This is a genomic window from Buttiauxella massiliensis (assembly GCF_902500225.1).
GTDB classification, from domain to species: Bacteria; Pseudomonadota; Gammaproteobacteria; order Enterobacterales; family Enterobacteriaceae; genus Buttiauxella; species Buttiauxella massiliensis.
Genome location: NZ_LR722652.1, coordinates 17,980 through 37,128 on the forward strand (window position 1 = coordinate 17,980; position 19,149 = coordinate 37,128).

The 19,149-nt window shown below is 47.4% G+C and carries 19 protein-coding genes and 1 tRNA gene; 10 read left to right on the forward strand and 10 right to left on the reverse strand.

The features are described from left to right. Nucleotide 1: 1 nt before the first annotated feature. Genes GC128_RS08650 through GC128_RS08660 form a run of 3 tightly spaced genes read right to left on the reverse strand, consistent with a single transcriptional unit; the run spans nucleotide 2 to nucleotide 4,317 of the window. Nucleotides 2–1,198, reverse strand: coding sequence for a DUF4268 domain-containing protein (locus GC128_RS08650; protein ID WP_151993959.1), 1,197 nt, complete (start codon nucleotides 1,196–1,198; stop codon nucleotides 2–4). Continuing rightward, nucleotides 1,191–2,621 (reverse strand): restriction endonuclease subunit S, encoded by a 1,431-nt coding sequence (locus tag GC128_RS08655; protein WP_151993960.1) that lies wholly within the window; start codon nucleotides 2,619–2,621, stop codon nucleotides 1,191–1,193. The genes GC128_RS08650 and GC128_RS08655 overlap by 8 nt, the downstream gene beginning before the upstream one ends. Then, on the reverse strand, nucleotides 2,611–4,317 hold the full coding sequence (locus GC128_RS08660) for a class I SAM-dependent DNA methyltransferase (protein ID WP_151993961.1): 1,707 nt from the start codon (nucleotides 4,315–4,317) through the stop codon (nucleotides 2,611–2,613). Before GC128_RS08660 ends, GC128_RS08655 begins: the two co-directional genes overlap by 11 nt. A 213-nt stretch (nucleotides 4,318–4,530) precedes the next feature. Here GC128_RS08660 and GC128_RS08665 point away from each other — a divergent pair, with 213 nt between their 5' ends. Then, a complete protein-coding gene (locus GC128_RS08665; protein WP_151994250.1) occupies nucleotides 4,531–5,508 on the forward strand; it encodes a toll/interleukin-1 receptor domain-containing protein in 978 nt (325 codons plus the stop codon). 40 nt (nucleotides 5,509–5,548) lie between these two features. Here the strand turns inward: GC128_RS08665 and GC128_RS08670 are convergent, their stop codons facing one another. Next, nucleotides 5,549–6,430 (reverse strand): phosphorothioated DNA-binding restriction endonuclease, encoded by an 882-nt coding sequence (locus GC128_RS08670; protein WP_151993962.1) that lies wholly within the window; start codon nucleotides 6,428–6,430, stop codon nucleotides 5,549–5,551. A 470-nt stretch (nucleotides 6,431–6,900) separates the two neighbouring features. Between GC128_RS08670 and GC128_RS08675 the strand changes: the two genes are divergently transcribed. From GC128_RS08675 to GC128_RS22975, 5 genes are all read left to right on the forward strand, one after another. Beyond that, a complete protein-coding gene (locus GC128_RS08675) occupies nucleotides 6,901–8,496 on the forward strand; it encodes a phosphoethanolamine transferase (protein WP_151993963.1) in 1,596 nt (531 codons plus the stop codon). A 72-nt stretch (nucleotides 8,497–8,568) separates the two neighbouring features. Continuing rightward, on the forward strand, nucleotides 8,569–9,465 hold the full coding sequence (locus GC128_RS08680; RefSeq protein ID WP_193216234.1) for a helix-turn-helix transcriptional regulator: 897 nt from the start codon (nucleotides 8,569–8,571) through the stop codon (nucleotides 9,463–9,465). A gap of 70 nt (nucleotides 9,466–9,535) precedes the next feature. Continuing rightward, a complete protein-coding gene (locus tag GC128_RS08685) occupies nucleotides 9,536–10,177 on the forward strand; it encodes an EcsC family protein (RefSeq protein ID WP_151993965.1) in 642 nt (213 codons plus the stop codon). Nucleotides 10,178–10,572: 395 nt separating this feature from the next. Continuing rightward, entirely contained in the window at nucleotides 10,573–11,028 is a 456-nt protein-coding gene (locus tag GC128_RS08690; protein ID WP_151993966.1) for a hypothetical protein, read from the forward strand. An 11-nt stretch (nucleotides 11,029–11,039) separates the two neighbouring features. Beyond that, on the forward strand, nucleotides 11,040–11,192 hold the full coding sequence (locus tag GC128_RS22975; RefSeq protein WP_193216235.1) for a hypothetical protein: 153 nt from the start codon (nucleotides 11,040–11,042) through the stop codon (nucleotides 11,190–11,192). Between the two features lie 27 nt (nucleotides 11,193–11,219). Here GC128_RS22975 and GC128_RS08695 read toward each other — a convergent pair whose 3' ends face one another. After that, nucleotides 11,220–11,672 carry a putative zinc ribbon protein gene (locus GC128_RS08695; protein ID WP_325063688.1) on the reverse strand — a complete coding sequence of 151 codons (453 nt, stop codon included), beginning with the start codon at nucleotides 11,670–11,672 and terminating at the stop codon, nucleotides 11,220–11,222. Further along, nucleotides 11,629–12,192 carry a YagK/YfjJ domain-containing protein gene (locus tag GC128_RS08700; protein WP_151993968.1) on the reverse strand — a complete coding sequence of 188 codons (564 nt, stop codon included), beginning with the start codon at nucleotides 12,190–12,192 and terminating at the stop codon, nucleotides 11,629–11,631. Before GC128_RS08700 ends, GC128_RS08695 begins: the two co-directional genes overlap by 44 nt. Here GC128_RS08700 and GC128_RS08705 point away from each other — a divergent pair. Continuing rightward, complete coding sequence (locus tag GC128_RS08705; protein ID WP_151993969.1) at nucleotides 12,186–12,425, forward strand: NUDIX hydrolase; 240 nt, start codon at nucleotides 12,186–12,188, stop codon at nucleotides 12,423–12,425. The two genes, GC128_RS08700 and GC128_RS08705, sit on opposite strands and share 7 nt — an antisense overlap. A gap of 386 nt (nucleotides 12,426–12,811) precedes the next feature. Here GC128_RS08705 and GC128_RS08710 read toward each other — a convergent pair whose 3' ends face one another. Then, nucleotides 12,812–13,564: a hypothetical protein gene (locus GC128_RS08710; RefSeq protein WP_151993970.1), complete on the reverse strand. Its 753-nt coding sequence runs from the start codon at nucleotides 13,562–13,564 to the stop codon at nucleotides 12,812–12,814. 197 nt (nucleotides 13,565–13,761) lie between these two features. Beyond that, a complete protein-coding gene (locus GC128_RS08715; protein ID WP_151993971.1) occupies nucleotides 13,762–13,977 on the reverse strand; it encodes a helix-turn-helix transcriptional regulator in 216 nt (71 codons plus the stop codon). Between the two features lie 389 nt (nucleotides 13,978–14,366). On the opposite strand from GC128_RS08715, the gene GC128_RS08720 reads away from it, so the two are divergent. Continuing rightward, nucleotides 14,367–15,659 carry a hypothetical protein gene (locus GC128_RS08720; RefSeq protein ID WP_151993972.1) on the forward strand — a complete coding sequence of 431 codons (1,293 nt, stop codon included), beginning with the start codon at nucleotides 14,367–14,369 and terminating at the stop codon, nucleotides 15,657–15,659. Between the two features lie 9 nt (nucleotides 15,660–15,668). On the opposite strand, the gene GC128_RS08725 is transcribed toward GC128_RS08720, so the two are convergent. Together GC128_RS08725 and GC128_RS08730 are read right to left on the reverse strand one after the other, a co-directional pair. Continuing rightward, the gene (locus tag GC128_RS08725) at nucleotides 15,669–16,934 is read right to left on the reverse strand and encodes a tyrosine-type recombinase/integrase (RefSeq protein ID WP_151993973.1); all 1,266 of its coding nucleotides are present in this window, start codon (nucleotides 16,932–16,934) and stop codon (nucleotides 15,669–15,671) included. 200 nt (nucleotides 16,935–17,134) lie between these two features. Then, nucleotides 17,135–17,219 (reverse strand) — tRNA-Leu (locus tag GC128_RS08730). Nucleotides 17,220–17,493: 274 nt separating this feature from the next. On the opposite strand from GC128_RS08730, the gene GC128_RS08735 reads away from it, so the two are divergent. Both GC128_RS08735 and GC128_RS08740 read left to right on the forward strand, forming a co-directional pair. Next, the gene (locus GC128_RS08735; protein WP_151993974.1) at nucleotides 17,494–18,510 is read left to right on the forward strand and encodes an HNH endonuclease; all 1,017 of its coding nucleotides are present in this window, start codon (nucleotides 17,494–17,496) and stop codon (nucleotides 18,508–18,510) included. Beyond that, on the forward strand, nucleotides 18,510–19,103 hold the full coding sequence (locus tag GC128_RS08740; protein ID WP_151993975.1) for a class I SAM-dependent methyltransferase: 594 nt from the start codon (nucleotides 18,510–18,512) through the stop codon (nucleotides 19,101–19,103). The genes GC128_RS08735 and GC128_RS08740 overlap by 1 nt, the downstream gene beginning before the upstream one ends. Nucleotides 19,104–19,149: the final 46 nt, after the last annotated feature.

The following is a 19,149-nucleotide window of genomic DNA, read 5'->3' on the forward strand; positions in this document are numbered from 1 at the left end:
GTTAAACGTGTTCGGCTTCTTCTATTGTATTTTCAACTTCATCATGCCCGTTAAAGGTTTGTTTAATCAACTGATTAAGATCCGGTAGATAAGTGAAAAATGCTTTTTCAAAAGCTGTCATGCTTTCGATCAACCAATCGATCATCTCCGGCCAGTTTTGCTCATCAGAAATACCGTTAATCGGTTTTTTAAAGCTAATTCGGCAGGATTTTTTCTCTGGTAGAGGTTGCCAGATCAATTCGTGTCCAAAACGATTTTCAATTAATTCTTTGCGTTCATATAGCCAATTAAAAGCGAATGTATTGCTTTGAGCCGAAGGTTTGGCAATCCATAATTCAACTCGAATCTCCTTCTTACTGAAAATCAAGTTATACGAAACGCTGCTGATACCAGAGCCTGCACTTAACCAGTGGTCTGTTGATGGGCTGATATTGTTGTAAAGGGTGCAAGTACTAACGCGGAATTTTTCTAAGGCTTGCGTCCAAAACGCTTTGCGTAAATGGTGGCGCGCTTTTGATTCCCCAGTGGTTGATTGCTCTTCAGCTTCTTTCTGTGCCATGCCGATCATATAGGATTCCGCTTCTGGCGTAGGGATGACCTGCCTGATATCAATGAGCACATCGTTACCATAACGGTAAGGTGTAACTTTGAAGCACTGCGCTCGGATGTTGAACTGCATCAACCAAAGAGCGGTGTTCGTCACCTCTTTGCGAAAATTCGCAGCGACCATCATGATGCGTTGCGATCGGCTCTGGTTAATTTGCACCTCTTCGAGGCTATCGTACTCAAGGAATTCCGCCAGTACGTCAGCCGCAGGCCTGGCTTCGTCTGGTTCGTTCAAGTCAAGATAACGCTGGAAGATCTCAACAATGTGTTCTTTACGCAGATTAGCGCAGTACCCCGCATACTTCAGCGCCTGCCAGACAACATCGCGCCCAGAGTCATCAAGCTTATTTTCAATGATCACCAGATTGCCGTCTTTGTCGATCGCCAGCAGGTCAAGTCGCTCTTTGGTGTCGTCAAACCCGGCAAACTCTTTTTGAATAATAAGTAGCTCGTCATCGCTATTACGGGTCAACGCCTGCGGGTGCTTCGCCAGCCATTCCTGTAAGTGGTAACGTTCGGTAAAACCAGCGTTGCTAAAGGTGGTTTCCTGAAGCGGTTGCAGGCTATTGCTGGGCTGATCGACTTTAAACATAGTCAGCTTCCTTTGCCGTTTCGCTGGATTTTTTCACAACACCTCCAGCTTCCAGTAGAGTGATTTCGCCAGAAAGGAGTTTGGGGAGTAAAGCATCCCGGAGTTTTGAAAGTTGAATATTTTCTCTATTGTGGCTTTCAATATAAGAATAAAATTCTTTCACTTTATTTGAGAAAAGACTAGTTAACTCTACAGTTGGCTCTATACATGACCATTCCATTATGGCTTTTTTGTCTCCTCTGGGCATTTTCACACCTTTTGAAGTTTGCATCATAAAGTCAAAAAATGAGTCTTGATAAAGAACATTATATAAATATTCGGCTGTGATATTTTTTTTATGTTCGAAAGCTAAAACATCCGCAGAGCGTCCCCCTGAAAATCGGGCAAGCCAGATTTTTTTAAAATAAGGACGTATATTTGAAATTAAAATGTGTCCAGATTTAAAAGATGGTGTGGTATTAGCTGAAGGTAGTGATGTAGCACGCTCTATCCCCATTTTTTTACCGAGCATATTTTCAGTAGAGACATATGTATCTTTGGTTAATTCAGATACATTGACCTTCCCTGATGCGAATGAGGCTATGTTATTTAATCGAACTAAACGCCAACCTCTAGGTATTTTAACTAAATCAATATCCTGCATTGCTGACGGAAACAACTCTGCCGCAGCCTTGAGTTCAGCATATTTTTCAGGATAAACCTGCTCAAATACAGTCAAAGAACCAGCGTCTTTTCCAGAAATGGCTGTCATAGCAGCAAACGTTGCTTCTTCCTGCGAGCCACCGGCTTCTAGTACCGCAATTTTGACTTTTACAGGTTCAAATTCGATAAACCAGCTTTTGAACAAGGTCTGAGCCATTTGTTCCAATGTTTGATTGATACGATTATTGATCCTGATTTTTTTATCAAGTGATTCGAGTTGGTCTGCTATCCATTTTTGGATAACCATGCTTGGCTTATATACATCTAGTGTTTCGATATTTGCTTTTGTCAGTGCATTACGAGTAGCTCCTGCACTTGCAAGAGTTAAAAGATAATTTTGTTGTGTCGGTGAAGCCAAGAAATAGCGGAGAAATTTGGCATCAAATTCTTTCGGGTCTGGACGAATTATAGCCACATGCTGATTAACCCTTGCAGGCAGAAACTCTTGAGGAGCAAGACAAACTCGCGCTACAGAATCTCCGGTAATATTAAGTAAAATATCATCAACCTGAACGGCAACATTACTTAACTTTTCAGCGTGATCTGCGGTAATGTAAACCAAACCTTCTGGTCTAAAGCCAGCATTATATATATTCTGGCTCCGGATAAGGCTGATATCTCCTGATGTAAGATAAACATTAGCCCCTCCTTTGGGAGTGGCACCACTACCAATTTTTAGACAATAATCACCAAGTCGAACGCAAGGCCTGTTAACACTCATATCCCAGCCCTCCCAGATTTGCCTTAATTTGCTTCTCCAGTTCAGCTCCTTCCGCCAGTTGTTCTTTAAGCTGGGTCGTTAGTCGTTCCATCTTTTTCGCAAATGGCTCGCCATCTTCATCTTGTTCAACGGCACTAATGTAGCGTCCTGGAGTCAAGACAAAATCTTTTGTCTTTATGTCGTCCAACGTGGCAGCAAAGCAGAAACCGGCTTTATCTTCATAATCTTTATCCGTCTGCCAAGCATGGAAAATATCAGCAATTTTCCTGATATCATCCGTCGAAAAATCGCGCAGTACACGATCTTTCATAAAACCAATCTGGCGAGCGTCGATGAACAACACTTCACCTTTACGGTGTGCTTTACCGTTGCCGCCCGATTTATCTTTGGTCAGCAGCCAGATACAGGCTGGAATTGGAGTATTAGTAAATAGTTGCCCTGGCAGGGACACTATGCACTCCACCAGGTCCGCTTCAATAATCGCCCGGCGGATTTCACCTTCACTGTTGGTATTGGAACTCATTGACCCATTCGCCAACAGTAGCGCCATCGAACCTTTCGGTGCCAGATGGTGGATCATGTGCTGCATCCAGGCAAAATTGGCATTGCCCTGTGGCGGTGTGCCGTACTGCCAGCGGACGTCATCTTCCAGCTTAGCATTCCACCACTCTTTCATGTTGAATGGTGGATTCGCCATGACAAAATCGGCTCGCAGGTCTGGGTGCTGATCGTTCAGGAGTGTATCGGCGTTCTGTTTACCAAAGTTAAAATCGATACCGCGAATCACCATGTTCATCGCCGCCAGACGCCAGGTGGTAGGGTTGGATTCCTGCCCATAAACGGAGATATTGCGTTTTTGCTCAGCAGCGTTGTAATGCTTTTCATCAGCGTGCGCTTCGATAAAGCGATCGCTGGAAACGAAGAAGCCCCCGGACCCCATCGCCGGGTCGTAAACGCGCCCTTTGTAAGGCTGGAGCATTTCCACAATCAGTGTGACGATACTTTTTGGCGTGTAGTATTGCCCGCCCTGCTTGCCTTCCGCCAGCGCGAACTGACCAAGGAAATACTCGTAGACGTGGCCGAGGATATCTTTGCTCTTCAAATTGAGCTTCACGCCATTGTATTTAGGCTCGCTGAAGCTGGTATCGGAGAAAACGTTGATCAGACTGATCAACAGATCGTTGCCAAGCTGGTAGTGGCCGATACGGTTAAGGATGTTTTCCAGCTTTGGGTTACTCTTTTCGATAGTATCCAGAGCGATATCAATCAGCTTTGATACTGACGTCATGACGATATTTTTACCACTATCGTCTTTCCCCAGAATCGTCCCCACTGGCAAAGCAGCATTGGTTTTTAGCGTTTCCCAGCGAGCCAGTTTGGGAACCCAGAAAACATTTTTCTCAGTGTAGTAGTCCTGGACTTCCAGCTCTTCTAAAATCGCCTGTTGATAGGCTTCTTCCGTGTCGTAATCATCACGAGATAGTGCGTAAATGTTGTCCGGGTTGGATTTGTCTTCAAACAGCCCTTTCAGTTCCTTCCGACGTGCGTCAAAGGCATCTGAAACATACTTCAGAAAGATCAGCCCCAGCACCACATGCTTGTAGTTGGCGGCGTCCATATTGGCACGCAGCTTGTCTGCGGCTTTCCAGAATTTAGTATCTAGATCGTTCAGAAATTGCTGTTCAGCGTTGTCCATCAAAACCTCAAAAAATCAGCTATGCCTGGCTCGGTGTCCAGGTTGGGTAAAAAGTGGTGAATGTCGGGGATCATACCCTGATGGCAAAGTGATACCAAGACGAAGAGCTGATTTCTCGATGAACAGCTTGTGGCAAAAGGAGATTACTCTTTTACACTTATGGCGCAAAATGACGGTATTTTATTGTTTCTCTACCGGAGTCTCTTACGCCCTATGACCACTCTCGTCTTTTCCTATTCCCATGCAGATGAAGCGTTACGCAATGAGCTTGAGAAGCATCTCTCTCCCCTTAAGCGAACCGGGAAGATCACCACTTGGCACGATCGCCGTATCGTTCCAGGACAAGAGTTTGAACATCAGATCGATCTGTACTTTTCGCAAGCAGATATCATATTGCTACTGATCAGCAGTGATTTCATTAATTCTGATTACTGTTATGAGGTTGAGATGACCAATGCGCTTGAGCGTCATCACCGGGGCGAGGTGGTGGTCATTCCTGTGATCTTAAGAGATTGTGCCTGGCAGCAGTTACCGTTCGGCAGCATTATGGCGGCGACAATCGACGGAAAGCCTATCACCAGATTTGCCAGCCATGATGAAGGCTACGTTCAAGTCGTCGATGCCGTCTCTCGCGCCATTGCCAATATGGAAGCGAAAAAGCCGCAGCAGAGTTCGCAACATCGTTCTTCGGTTCCAGCACATCCAATGTTACAGGCAACTGATACCATTCTTACTCCACGGTCCAGCAACTTGTCTCTGCCAAAGAGCTTTACCGACCTCGATAAAGATCTCGCCCGTCGTAAGGGTTTTGAGTATATAGCTCGTTATTTTGAAAACTCATTGGACGAACTCAAAAAGCGTCATGCTGGGTTAGAGGCTGATTTTCATCAACGTGATGCAGACTCCTTCACTTGTGCTGTTTATGCCAACGGCAGCAAAGTTGGTCAGTGCGGCATTTGGCGCGGGAGTAGTCATATGGGATTCGGAGATATCTGTTATAGCCAAAACGGCGTGACTCACAACAGCTGCAATGAAAGCCTGAGTGTTGCAGATAATGGGCAAACTCTTGGTTTTCGTCCAATGATGGGATTTGGCTACAGTAATTCAAGAGATTCGTTACTCACAAACGAAGGGATGGCAGGACACCTTTGGGATATGTTCTTCGCATCAATACAACAACGATCGCGTTAAGAGCTACAGGACTCAAGGGCGAGCAGTCATTGCCCTTGAGTTAAATCTTCAATGCGCCCCTAAACACCTCTCGCCGATGCCATTCAACAAACCCGTCACCAGGGTAGTTGTCCTTAACCTGCGGCAACGCGATTTCTCTCCCGGCAAAATCCCAGAACAGGCGCTGTACCACCCCGCCCCCATTCACCGCGTCAGAAACTACCACGCACATATTTTCATCCAGGCCAATTGAACCGCGATCGAAGGCTTTATGGTGAATCGCGCACAGCGCGATGCCATTAGGCACTTCGCATGGACCGTGGTGTTGTTTCCATCTGATATGGGCAGCTTCAAGGGCTATCGGCGCATTGTCGTGCCGCATATTGAATCCGCAGATTGCGCACTGGTAGTTATAAGCACGGAGCACCATCTGGCGGAACTGTGGATCACGCTGTCTGAGTGAATGCTGAATATCGAATCCCATCTCATCGGCAATATCATCCTGAATGCTTGTTGGGAAATGGGTTTCTAGGATCTGATGTGCCAGCGAGTCGATTAGCTTTCGGTTTTTAACCAGCAGAGAAAAATTGTCGGCATCAAATCCACCAGCAACGTTATGTTCGGTGAGCTCGCGCCGGGGAGGCTGGCGACTTCCAGTAGTTGAACATAACTCTGCGTTTTGTAGTTCCCAGAAACCATCGCCCTTCAGCCGCCAGAATGGCATATCCGGACGCTGCTCTCGGCGCTGTGGCCCGTAGCGTTCCAGGAGGTCTAACAGTGGTTCATGAATTTCAGCACTATAATTAAACAGACGACCGTGGCCCCGTCGGTAATGCGATAGAACATACAACAGCAATAAAGGCTTATGCGGCGCACGTTGTTCGCCTTTGCGCCAGATAGTGATGTTCGCTATCGCCTGCTTTAAAGTCTTATCGAGGGTCATCAGATCAGAGAGTCCATGTACATATATTTGCGATGATGCTCGCAACATACTGTGCAATCAAGGCGTTATTACATAGAAAGCGACCTCAGCATGATCATTAAATGCGCCATTTCATCTATGTCATTTATGGTTTTCTATCGGACAGCACTTTTATACGTACTAACCTGAACTACTGACAGGCCAATGACATCCATGTTTTTCAGCCCTTCAATCAAAAGATCGCCTCCCATCGATAAATAATCCTTGTTATTGATAAGGTTTATCGATCGAACCGATCGATTCTTTTCACCAAACCTTTCAACGACTGGCAGTATGATCGCCCCTCATTGAATACCCCTTCCCGATAAAGGGACGTTATGTTGCACCGGCACTCCCTCCACCAGCTCTTTTTACGGTAACGGCAACCGTTACCTGAAACGCTAATAACACATCCTTTTAATCAATGCCCTGCGATACGGGCAGGGTGAACTATGTCTCAAATCCAAACCGATGCTGTTGTTACACCACGCCTTTATACGTGGTTGGGCTTTATTTTTGCCGCAGCGTTGGTAGCAGCAATCAATATTCTGATTGCTCCCGTTCATCAGGTCTTTCACCGGGTTCTGGTATTTTCGCTGCTGATGCTGACACTCGCGCAGATACGCCATACGGGCTGGTGCCGTCTGGTTTCATTAATTGTGCTGTCTTTTGTTGCGCTGGATTTAACACTGACGCTATGGGCCTGGTTCAGTTTCCACTCGGCGTTCAGTTACGGTTTCGCGCAAAGCGTGCTGGAAACCAGCGCGACTGAAGCGTTTACGATGCTGGAACTTTATTGGCGCTATGTGCTGCTGTTTATCGGAGTACTGGCGCTGCTATTGCTGAGCGTATCGTTCACGCCCACCCTGCCCCGACGTTTTCGCCGCTGGCCCGTGATTGCCCTGATTCTTTTGCTGGCAGGCTACAGCGTGCAGGCAGCCCTCCACCAGTGGCGTCGCAATAATCTGCAAAGCCCGGTGCAACGGGTGCTGACCTCTACGCCGCTCAGTAATACCAGCGTGTTTTTGCAGGCGCTGAAAGATAAGCAGCTTATTGCCTCTGTGACCAAAAATGCCCCGCGCTATCAGCTTGTGGTAAGCGACACGGGGATTGATAACTACGTGCTGGTTATCGGTGAGTCTGAGCGCACCGTAAATATGAGCATTTACGGCTACGAACGTGAAACCACACCGGCACTGGAGGCGCAACGCAAAAACCTGCTGCTGTTTACTCAGGCCATCAGTGGTACGCCGGTCACGATTACCGCCGTGCCGCTGGCGCTCACCGCTGACACACCGGAAAACCACGACATCAGCCACTACAGCGACAACATTATCAATGTGGCAAATCAGGCCGGTTTCACTACGTACTGGTTCAGCCGCCAGGGCAGCGGTGGTGCGCACAACAACGTCATTACGGCTATCGCTTCTGGCGCACATCACAGCCAGTGGGTGAATTCGGGCTACGACGATGCCCTGCTGCCACTGTTCCGCCACGCCCTGCAACAACCCGGTAAGAAACTCATCGTTCTGCACTTATATGGCAGTCACGAAAATGCCTGTGACCGCTATCCGGTAAACGCTGCCGTTTTTACCGGCAGCAACCCAGCCGATGACTGCTATGACAACTCGGTACGCTTCACCGATTCATTAATGGACCAGTTGTTCAGTGAGTTGCAGGGTTCCCGTTCCTCGCTGCTGTATTTCTCTGACCACGCCCTGATGCGCGAACCTGGTAAGGCTGTCGTGTATCACCATGCCGGAACACGCCCACCCCGCGAGGCATTACAGGTGCCGATGTTTCTCTGGTTCAGCCCACAGCTGGCGATGCAAAACATGACGGTCGGCGACATGAATACCCTCTGGTCTACGGTCAACAATAACCGGCTGGCGGAGCTGTGGATGGGCATTACGCGCAAAGGTGAAGTAACCGAGTCGCTGAATGAGTATCTACACCGGAATTCTGGTCAGGCTGAAGTGATGGACACTACCGGGCGGGTGTACCCGTGGAGCGAACTACCACATGAAAATAATGACATTGCACAATAGGCCACTGACAAGATGTGTCATTGGTCGTTGCTACGCTGTCGGCGTTCAACACTTTGCAGAAGGATTACTGTAATGGCGAAAGTGTCTAAAGATGCCACCCGCCTTTTGGGCATCATGATGATGTTGTTCCGGAATAATGCTGTAACACGCTCACAACTGGTTGACGAGTTTGCTGTCCACGAACGCACTATTTACCGCTATCTGGCCGCACTTCGTGATATGGAGCTGATCCAGTTACAGGAAGGCGAAACCTACGTTCGAACACCCGCAGCAGACCTGATTAAGCAGTCTGGCCTGTTACGTTCTTTTGCTGATTTTGCCGACGTCAGTAAGTTCCTGCCGGTAGGACGCGCCGATTTCTGGCAAAAGCTTCCTGCTCGTATCGATGAAAAGCATATCGTTGTGACCACTTCCACCAGCGAAGCAGACGTACAGGTGGATTTACAACACCACTTTGCCCTGCTGGAAAAAGCTATCCAGGAACGTCGCTATTGCCAGTTCAGCTACAAAAACACCTTACGTAAGATTGAACCTTACAGCCTGTTTTATTTCGATGGTGTCTGGTATCTGGCGGCAGCAAAGCAACAACAGATAAAAATGTTCAGGCTCAGCGGCATTAAATGGGCGGAGTTAATGGATAAAACATTTACCCCCGATCCCGTCATAAGCGCCATTTTGCATCAGCAAAAAACGCCCTGGTGCAGCCCTGAGCGCACCACGGTTATGGTCAACGTTGCTTCCGAAGTCGCTGATTATTTTCGCCATCAGGAACAGTTACCAGACCAGGAGATCATTGAATCCCGTGCGGATGGATCTTTACTGCTGACCACACAAATCTCTCATCAAAAACAGCTGTTCCCAGTGATCCGCTTCTGGCTGCCGCATCTGCGCATTGTTGAGCCGGTGGAATGGCAGCAGCAGTTAGAAGAGGAACTCAAAACCGTTCTGGGCGTGTGCGATACGCCATAGCGATCTGGCTCTAATGCCGCGCAGCAATCAGAGTGAAAACAATTAATTAACTTTTTACAGGGAAATAAATATGAAAAATCCGCTGACTACCGAAGCAATCCAACAGGCGCTGGAGTGGTCTTACGATAAAGCAGTCAACAGCAACATACCAGGCCTCGACAATGCGCGGGAAATGGCGCAGGACTATCTGAAGCAGGAAGGAGAACTTGTCGATAATGTGAACTCTCTCATACGATGGCAGAACACTAAAGCTGGTGCCGCCGGATTTGCCACTGGGTTAGGCGGCCTTCTGGTTATGCCTGTCACCCTGCCCGCCAACATTACCAGCGTGCTGTATATCCAGATCCGTATGATCGCCGCAATCGCTCACATGGGCGGACATGATCTGTACGATGATCGGGTGAAAAGCTTGGTTTTCCTCTGTCTGTGTGGCAGCGCGACTAACGAAGTGCTCAAAAAAGCAGGTGTCCAGGCTGGCGAGAAACTGGCGATGGTTGCTATCAGAAAAATACCTGGGGAGATGATTAAAGCTATCAACAAAGCGGTAGGGTTCAGGCTACTGACTAAATTCGGTGCTAAAGGCGTGGTCAACATAGGAAAGATGGTTCCTGTTTTAGGTGGTGTTATTGGCGGCGCATTTGATGGTTTTGCCTGCAACACTATCGGAAACGTTGCCCGAGATACTTTTATTGAATCCACTTCTGCGGAATAAATCCGATGCCGATGATCATCTTGTTTCTGCTGATTTTTGGCGGATTCATCGCATTGACACGAGGCAAACTACCGAGCTGGTGCTATGTCGTCGCCTGGTTTTCATTTCCCGTGTTCGGCACAGCATTCATGCTCTGGCTTTTCATTTTTTCAGGATGGTATTAGCGGATGTGCATCAGTGAGCAAAAATACCTGGTATACAGTTGCCCCGCATGCAACTGGAAAAAAATAGTGCCTGGCACTGGCGATTGTATTCTTACTATCGGGTGCCCTCGCTGCCATCATTACCCCTCAAAAATTATCATTACCCGTTCATACCTGAATGCGTGGTTACACCGTTATCAGCCAAGCCGATTCCTATCAAATTAACTTAGGGCACTAAAAGGAACTAAACTTATGAAAAAATTAACATTAATCACCCTCGCGGTTTCTTCTTTGCTACTCAATATGGGTCTTGCCCAAGCAACCGTCTCATCCTGCAAGCTCAAAAATGGCAGCGCCGTTGCCGTAGATTTTCACGGTATCGGCGTGGATTACATCCATACCAACAAAGCCGGTACCGTCGATCTGCGTCTTCCGGCCACTGCGTATGGTTACTTTCAGGGTGCAAGTGGAAATTCCACGACGTACTACCGCTTCGCTAAAGGTGACTATAGCTACGTGGTGATATCCCTTGATGCCAAAGGGGATGTCTGGGATGGCCTGACGGTCTACAAAGGATCGAAACTGATTTCCCAGCAGGAATGTCAGGGCTATTTCGATACGCCGTTGGCTCAGCCTGATCCCAATAATGGCGTGATTAAAAACGAGACTGACTCGAAAGAGGCAGAAACCTTCAGTTATACGCCATAGACCGGAACGTTATGCCTGCAATCCCTGCGTTGTTGATCATCTTCGGAATGCTCTGGCTACTGATCAAGCACCCGAAGCGCTTTATTATTGTCTGGTCGCTGATGATGGGTATCGCCATTCTGTTTATCGGCAGCATTTTGTTTATTGCACTTTACCTTCGGTAACATCGATGGGGCTGTGCGCCCCATCGCTCATGCAATATCCTGCGCTTCTCTACTGTAAATCCCATGACCGCACTTCGGGCAGCATTTTTTACCCGAGTAGTCATGGTCACATTCAATACAGTGCCAATGACGGACGACTTCTACTGGCTGTAGTTTCTGTACCCGGCTCTGCAACTCGAGCTGTTTGTGCTCCGTCAGTGAAAGACCATCGAAATAAGCACACTTCTGCAACTGCGTTTGGGTAAGTACTGGCGTGTCATGCTCAAACCAGGCCTGCACTCCACCAGAAGCACGATGAAAACGCATCGGACAATCACAGTGGTGACAGGTAAATAATGATATTGAATCAGAGGCCACATCTGACGCCCTGACGACATGACCTTCTGCATTTAAGGCCATAAAGGCTTTTCTTATACGCACAGGAAACTCCCCCAGCTCATTGCTTACGTGGACGGCCACGACCATTTGGCGCGGGTACATCGCTAAGACCAAAGCAGTAGTTGCGGTAATCTTTCTGCTCTTTCTTCGCCAGATAGCCAAGTGCACGCTGTAACTGCGCTTGCTGAGTTTTATCGTCGTAATGCAGCACCCGTTGCCCATCGAAGGTGTGGTAAGACTGGCGTTTTGAACCGTCGTAGAACCAGCCATCACCATTCGTGAAACAACGCCACCAGTCTGTCAGCGCATCGATAAATTTGCCTGGCATCCGGTAGTGTTGCGCATTGAGGTAAAACACCGCGTGGTAGTGAATACCGTGGCGGGGAGTAAATTCCTGTACCCAGGCATAACCGACGATGCCATCCAGCTCATGCAGAGCGTACTCAGCCAGGCGGTGCATCTCGCAGCTAAGCCAGTCACTGCGCCGTTGATGGTCCAGCGCCGTGTCCCGTTGGAAGAAGAAATCCATACGAAACGGTTTGAGTCGGGAATACGTTTTTTGCAGGTCATCAGAATGTGAACGGAGAAGCGCCAGAAGGTGTGGGTCGGTGGCGTATGACATGTTTTGCTCCAGATTGCGGATGGTTACATGTCATGGGTGAGTGCGGTAATTTTTTACTGCGGCTGATCGTTACTACATCTACGCAGGTAAATGGGCTGGAAATTACCGCCAGCGGATGGAGTGAAAACGAGAAGATCGCTATAAGCAATTATCACTGGTGGAATATGGGTGAGTTGAAGAACACCATCGACATTGTTTTTCCCACTGATATTCCGGCTATTCTGCTGTGGTAATTTGGAACGTGTCAGTTCCATTTTGAGCGACATACACGCGAGATAAATACATTCACCCTATAAAACTAAAAAAACGCAGCACGATGCGATACAGATCGTTTAATCGGGGATATTGCTCCCTCTTCTCGTTGTCATCGTATAATTTCAGAACTCGTTACTGTGATATACTTCGAGGTCTATATTGTTTGCATATTATTATTAATTGATGCCGGATGATATTGTCTGATGGTAGTGGTCAAACATGACAAAAGAAACACTGCTAATAACATTAACAAGCCTTTAATCGAATTTTATGGCAAGCCAGCCGGTAATACCCACTCGCACCTGATTAACAAAAATAAATAAAAAACCCGCATCGTCATCAGACAATGCAGGTTCAGTTTGAATCAGAATCCGGCGTAGCTCTCGCCATCTTCAATCAGGTTATTCCATTCATCCAATGCTGCCACAATGACATTCAGCATTAGCTTTTCAAGGTTCGTCGCCCACCATATGGAATAGCGCAACCATTCGTTAGGGGATGGTTTGATTCCATCGATAGCCAGGTTCTCATTCACTATTGCGCGGGCTTCATTCGCCAGTAAATAAGCAATGCCATCCGGTAATGCATGTCCATACGCATTTATTTGCACCAGCAGATCACAGGTACGGTCACGCCACCAGAGATATTGCGGGTTCTGGCGTAAAGCGTCTCGTCGCCATTCCAGTCGGGTATTTGTCAGTGCCCAGATTTCCAGTAACACGTCGTGTTGTTCATCGGCCGTCGCGCATTCAACGGGCTGGCTGTATAGCCGATGTGACGATGAAATTCCGTCCGGGACCAGAATAGCCGCGTGACGTTGAAAGCACTGTAAGAGCGGTTCGTGGCATTCTGTTCGGTAAGCGTCGAGACCTCTTAGCGTCAACACCAACATCGCGTGCTCTGTCAGTGAACGCAGGTGAACAACTCCGCGTGTATCGTTATCCGTCTGGCAGATAAGGGATGCGACCTCTTCCATCAGCCGGGTTTCCTGAGGCGTTTCCGTTATCAGGCCTTGTGCATCGGTCTCACATAACGCAGCGAAATCAGCCTGTTCAAGGACATCTTCGCCATTCTGAATCTGTGCAGCAAACAAGTTGTGGTTAAAGTGGCTAAGCATACCGGCTATCTCCTTAAATCGAATTAAAGAAAACGCCGCCAGGCAGTGAAAGATTGAAGTTCTGTGTCCGGCAGCGCGTTACATACCGGGAGGCAGTTACGTAAAAAAACACAGCGAGAAGCCCAGCCGCAGGCAGCACTAAGCCGCCCGAGGCCGGGTTTGAATTGAAAACAAGGAAGGGAATGACTTGAGAGGGGTTAAGCGGCGTCAGCGACGCTACGGGAAGCCGCGATACGCGCCAGCAACCAGGCTTCGATTTCGCTTTTCAGCCAGCGCGACGCGGAGCCAATCTTAATCTGCTTAGGGAATTTGCCATCTCTAATCAGCTTGTAGATGAACTTGTCGCTGGTGCCGATAAATGCTTTGAGGAACTTCATATCGACGAGCTGGTCGTTGAGTAGATCGGTATTCATGGGGAGATTCTCCATTGGAAAAAGGGTATGGAGAGCGGTTAGAAATGTTACAAATATGCTCTCATTAGCATCCTCCGGCTATGTTAGAAAAAACAGATAACAGACCCGCGATACAGCTTCAATCACCTGAACACCAGTGCATGCTGTTACGGCCATTGGCGCTCGGAAGAGAACAACTCAAATGGAATTTAAAAAAACAGCATTTACGAATAGATATAACACCTCTGAGGTCTTGACTACGCTAAGTCTGAAAAATTTAATTCCAAAAATTTATAATATAATGCCATCTATTTAGTAATAAAAAATCATGTGATTTGAGTATCATAATTCACAGTATCAGATAGCTATAATGACAAAGAAATACCTATTTAAATCAGACAGGGATAGTGATGAAAAACGAAAAGCAAAATGTAAGCAAAACCAAAAAGAAACAAAATACCAACAATGATTTTACATTACTGTTCGCAGGTGCGGCTAATATCCAGTTCACTGGTAGTTGGGAGAAGTTGCTTGGTGAGTTAAAAGTTGCGCAGGAACATTACGCCATTGTGTCATACGACTTCACCCTCCGAGACGGACATACCTTTGGCAAAGATGGGATAGTGATACCCAATAAAACAGAGCAATCCTCTGTTGATAATTGCCAATCCTCCCCAGAAAAAACCGACGTCCAACCGCGCTCAGGGCTAGATGATTTTCTCAAAAAAACTTCTACTATTATAAGTGGGCAGTCTGATCCATCAGATAGAAAAATCGATCGTTCAGCACTACGTTACAAAATTATCACTCCTGCGAGTATCGATAGAATTGCACGAGGGAATAAAACAGCAAAGCGGGCCATACTTACCTCTTTTGATACTCTTGCCGATCTTAATAATTTCTTAATAAATAAAGGCTCATCACAAAATCCATTTGAATATGCTGAAGTCATTTACAATGCAATGATCATCAAGCAAGCATTGCGAAAAAAACAGATATCATTTGACGCGTTACTTGAACATTTTCGGATGATCAAAAAAAGTAACCGCAAAGAAAAAATCGTCAGTTTCAGAATATATCTGGCATTAAACACAATAGACTATAACAAACCTTATTATGAGCAGTTCGATTTAATCACCAAAAGTACCACTAAGCTAATGAAAAAACTTAACGCTAGTAAGATAAAAGATAACATCAAAGGGCATTTCTGGATGGCACTATTCAATAAATTCACACGCACAGAAAATGGTTGCGTGGGAATTCATTTAAACATTTATCTTAACGATACGCCTACTCAACACTTCGTTGAAGATATCGGCATGTTATGGCAAGAAATTTGTCAGGGCGCAAGCATACCTATTTCAAAACATGGAACATATCGCCCCGATGATTTTGTAAGGGGAGATATTGGTGGATACCAGCCCATTCCCAATCGCCTGAGTCATACTGAAAAAGATACGAAGGATCACCGAAGTGCAATTGTCATGCTTCCCTCTCCCAGCGGAAAGAATAAATCCATTCCCTATATGCTTGTCCAACCAGAAAAGAAAGCTCTCTTTGAAAAATATCTCTTCGACCTTGCCCGCGAAAGTTTCTGCCCCCCGTTTGTTACTACATTTAGTACATCATCAGTAGTCGGCTATAAAAAGCGACAAAATGAAGGAGATAAGGCAGCGGAGGACACTCCCATTATGCCGCATTAATTTTAATGATTACTTCACGGGTGTATTAACCTTCGCATAATCAAACGGGCTAATACCTTTTTCACGGTTTGCATCCAGGAAGTCAGCCCACCATTGCAGCATTAGCTTGCGTTCGTCCAGATGCTCGGCTTTGTGGATATACGCCGCACGAACGGAGTTACGTTCCATATGGCTCATCTGGCGTTCGACGGCATCCCTTGACCACAGCCCTGATTCAATCAGCGAGCTACAGGCCATGGTACGGAAACCGTGGCCGCAGACGTCTACTTTCGTATCGTAGCCCATCACCCGCAACGCGCTATTGACCGTGTTTTCGCTCATTGGTTTACGCCGATTGTGATCGCCAATGAAAATCAGATCATGCTCACCGCAGAAATGCTTTATCTGCTTCAGGATCATCAGCGCCTGCTTAGACAGTGGCACCAGGTGCGGAGTATGCATCTTTGATCCCCGATGCGAGTGTTTAACACCGTCTATCGGATCTCGCTCTGACGGGATCGTCCACATCGACGTTTCAAAATCGATCTCCGACCAACGGGCAAAACGCAGCTCGCTGGAACGAATAAAGATCAGTAGGGTTAACTCTGTTGCCCAACGAGTCAGCGGTCTGCCGGTATAGCCATCTATTTTGTGCAGCAGCTCTGGAATACGTTTTAATTCCAGCGCCGGACGGTGTTTTCGGTTAGCAGAAGCGACAGCGCCTGCCATCTCTTGCGCAGGGTTGTAATCAACTAATCCGCTTTGCACCGCGTAACGCATAATTGCCGTGGTGCGTTGTTGGAGGCGTGACGCCACTTCCAGACGTCCGGACAATTCTACGACCTTAATCGGCGCTAACAAATCACGGGTGCCAAGTTCGGTAATCTTCCGTGCACCGATAGCCGGGAAAAGATTGTCTTCCAGGCTTTTCAGCACACGGTTAGCGTGATCTTCCGACCACGTTTTGTTGGTGGCGTGCCACTCTCTGGCGACGACTTCAAACGTAAATACCGCTTTCGCCTGCTCTTCCTTTTCGGCTCGCTTGTGTTCACGAGGATCAATACCGGCTGCGACCAGCTTTCTGGCTTCTTCCCTTTTCTGCCTGGCATCGGCCAGCGAAATTTCAGGATAGATACCAAATGCCAACAAATGTTGTTTTCCGCCAAAACGGAAGCGGAAGCGCCAGTACTTTGAGCCGTTAGGTTTTACCAGCAAAAACATGCCGTCGCCATCAACGAGCGAATACTCTTTTTCCGTGGGTTTTGCAGAACGTACTTTAGTGTCTGTCAGGGCCATAATGGTCATCCTTCCATAGAACTATCGTGAGTATACAAGCAATATCGAATCGGCAGATATACTCATTAGTATACTCACAAGCAGATTGATGTGGGGGAATTGGGATTTACTTCAGTTGAGAGGAAAAGCGCGTAAAGCCTTGTACAGCGCGGATTTCAGGCATAAAAAAAGACGTCTATTGACGTCTAATTTTGCATATTTGGTGCCGAAGGCCGGACTCGAACCGGCACGTCTTTCAACGGTTGATTTTGAATCAACTGCGTCTACCGATTTCGCCACTTCGGCACGAAGAGGTATGCGGAAAACGTTGGGGATTATACCTGTCGTGCTTCACCTTGCAAGCCCCATTCTATCGTTTACGTGCTAAGTGCTGAAAAAATCAGCGCATCTTCAATTCCTTACCCTTTCTACTGCTCTGCACAGCCTTTACCGCTCACAAATTCACTAAATCTATCGTTCCCCGGTTTACATCACCTTTCATTTGTTATGTGATCCCGTTACGGGTTTCACTAACTCGCATCCCCTTCTGCTCTGCCAAACCGTAACAGGGAAATCGTGAATGAACTTTTATGAGGCTGACCCTACGCTTGAGAATTACTGGCGCGGTGTGATCCTTTTTGGAAGAAATGTCGCATCTTACAAATTTGCTCTCGCACATGCTTTGTACGAGGTGGATAAGTCGGGCGGCGATCTCGTCACTCTGGAGGATCTGGCCGTTCCGTTCAGTCGCCATCTTTGTGAACATCTTTTGCATGCACCAAAACAAATTACATCGCGTGGCAGTCAGTATCTGGAAGCCTGCGTGCAGTTTAATAACGGCGAAATCAATCAGGACAAACTGACGGAAACGACGGTGCGTCTCGGTTTTAACAATGTGATTGATGCTTTCCACAATGTGAATGCGGGCGAAATTGAGAAACGTTTTTTCCTCGATGAGCGCAAAACTCACAAAGGGATTCGGCTGACGGATAACTTCTATTTGTTGGGCGAGCGGCAGCAATATCAGAACCTGACGTTTGAAACGACTGCCCGCTGGAATCTGGTTGAGCAGGCCTGGGCGATGGGCGTTTCCCGTAACCTTGTGGCGGTTGAGTTCGATGAAGACAACCAGCTTCTGTTTAGTCGAGTGAATGCGCGACGCGTGGATATCACCAGTTGTCGGGATAGCCTGAATGGCTACCAGAAAGGGCGCTGCTTTTATTGTTTCAAGCCCATCAGCCTGACTCCGGGCGATGAAGAACTGGCTGATGTTGACCACTTTATTCCCTGGGCGGCGCGTGGTGAGGTCAACAATATCAATGGCGTGTGGAATTTAGTGCTGGCGTGCAAATGCTGTAATCGTGGCATTGCGGGTAAATCATCACGTTTGCCGAGCCGTGAATTGCTGCAAAGGCTTCACGCTCGCAATGAATATTTTATTCAAAGCAAATTGCCACTGCATGAAACTATTGTGAATCAGACGGGCAAACAATCCGCGCAGCGCAAAGACTTTCTTGCGCAGAACTGGCAGGCTGCCAAAAACAACAGGCTGTTCCATACCTGGGAACCGAAAGCAGAAGGCGAGGCAACACTCTGATGGCTCACAATGATTTTCAGAACAATTATTACCAACACAATGCGCAGGCGTTTTTCGATGGCACGGTAAATGTCGATATGAGTTCGCTGTATGAATCATTTACCCGCCATTTACCGCCGGGCGCAAAAGTGCTGGATGCAGGTTGTGGTTCCGGTCGTGATGCAAAAGCTTTTCAGGAAATGGGTTACCAGGTTGAAGCGTTCGATGCCTCGTCTAAAATGGTGGCTTTGGCAATGCAGCACACAGGTTTATCTGTGCAGCAAATGACGTTCGCCGATGTCAGTGTGCAGCAACGATTTGACGGCATCTGGTGCTGTGCATCTCTGCTCCACGTTCCGGCTCAAGATTTGCCCAGTGTTATGCAGAAACTGGCGGATGCGTTGAAACCCGATGGCATCTGGTACGTGTCGTTCAAGTATGGCGATAGCGAACGTGAAAAAGACGGGCGTCGCTTTACGGATATGAATGAAAGCAGTCTGGAACGTTTACTGGAAGCCGCGCCGCAAATTGCCATTGAAACAATGTGGACGACGCTGGACAAGCGCCCTGAACGTGACGAGATGTGGCTGAATGCACTTCTCAGAAAACGCTAGCCCAACACTGGTTTTCCCAATACATCGTGATAGTCTTTCAAACACA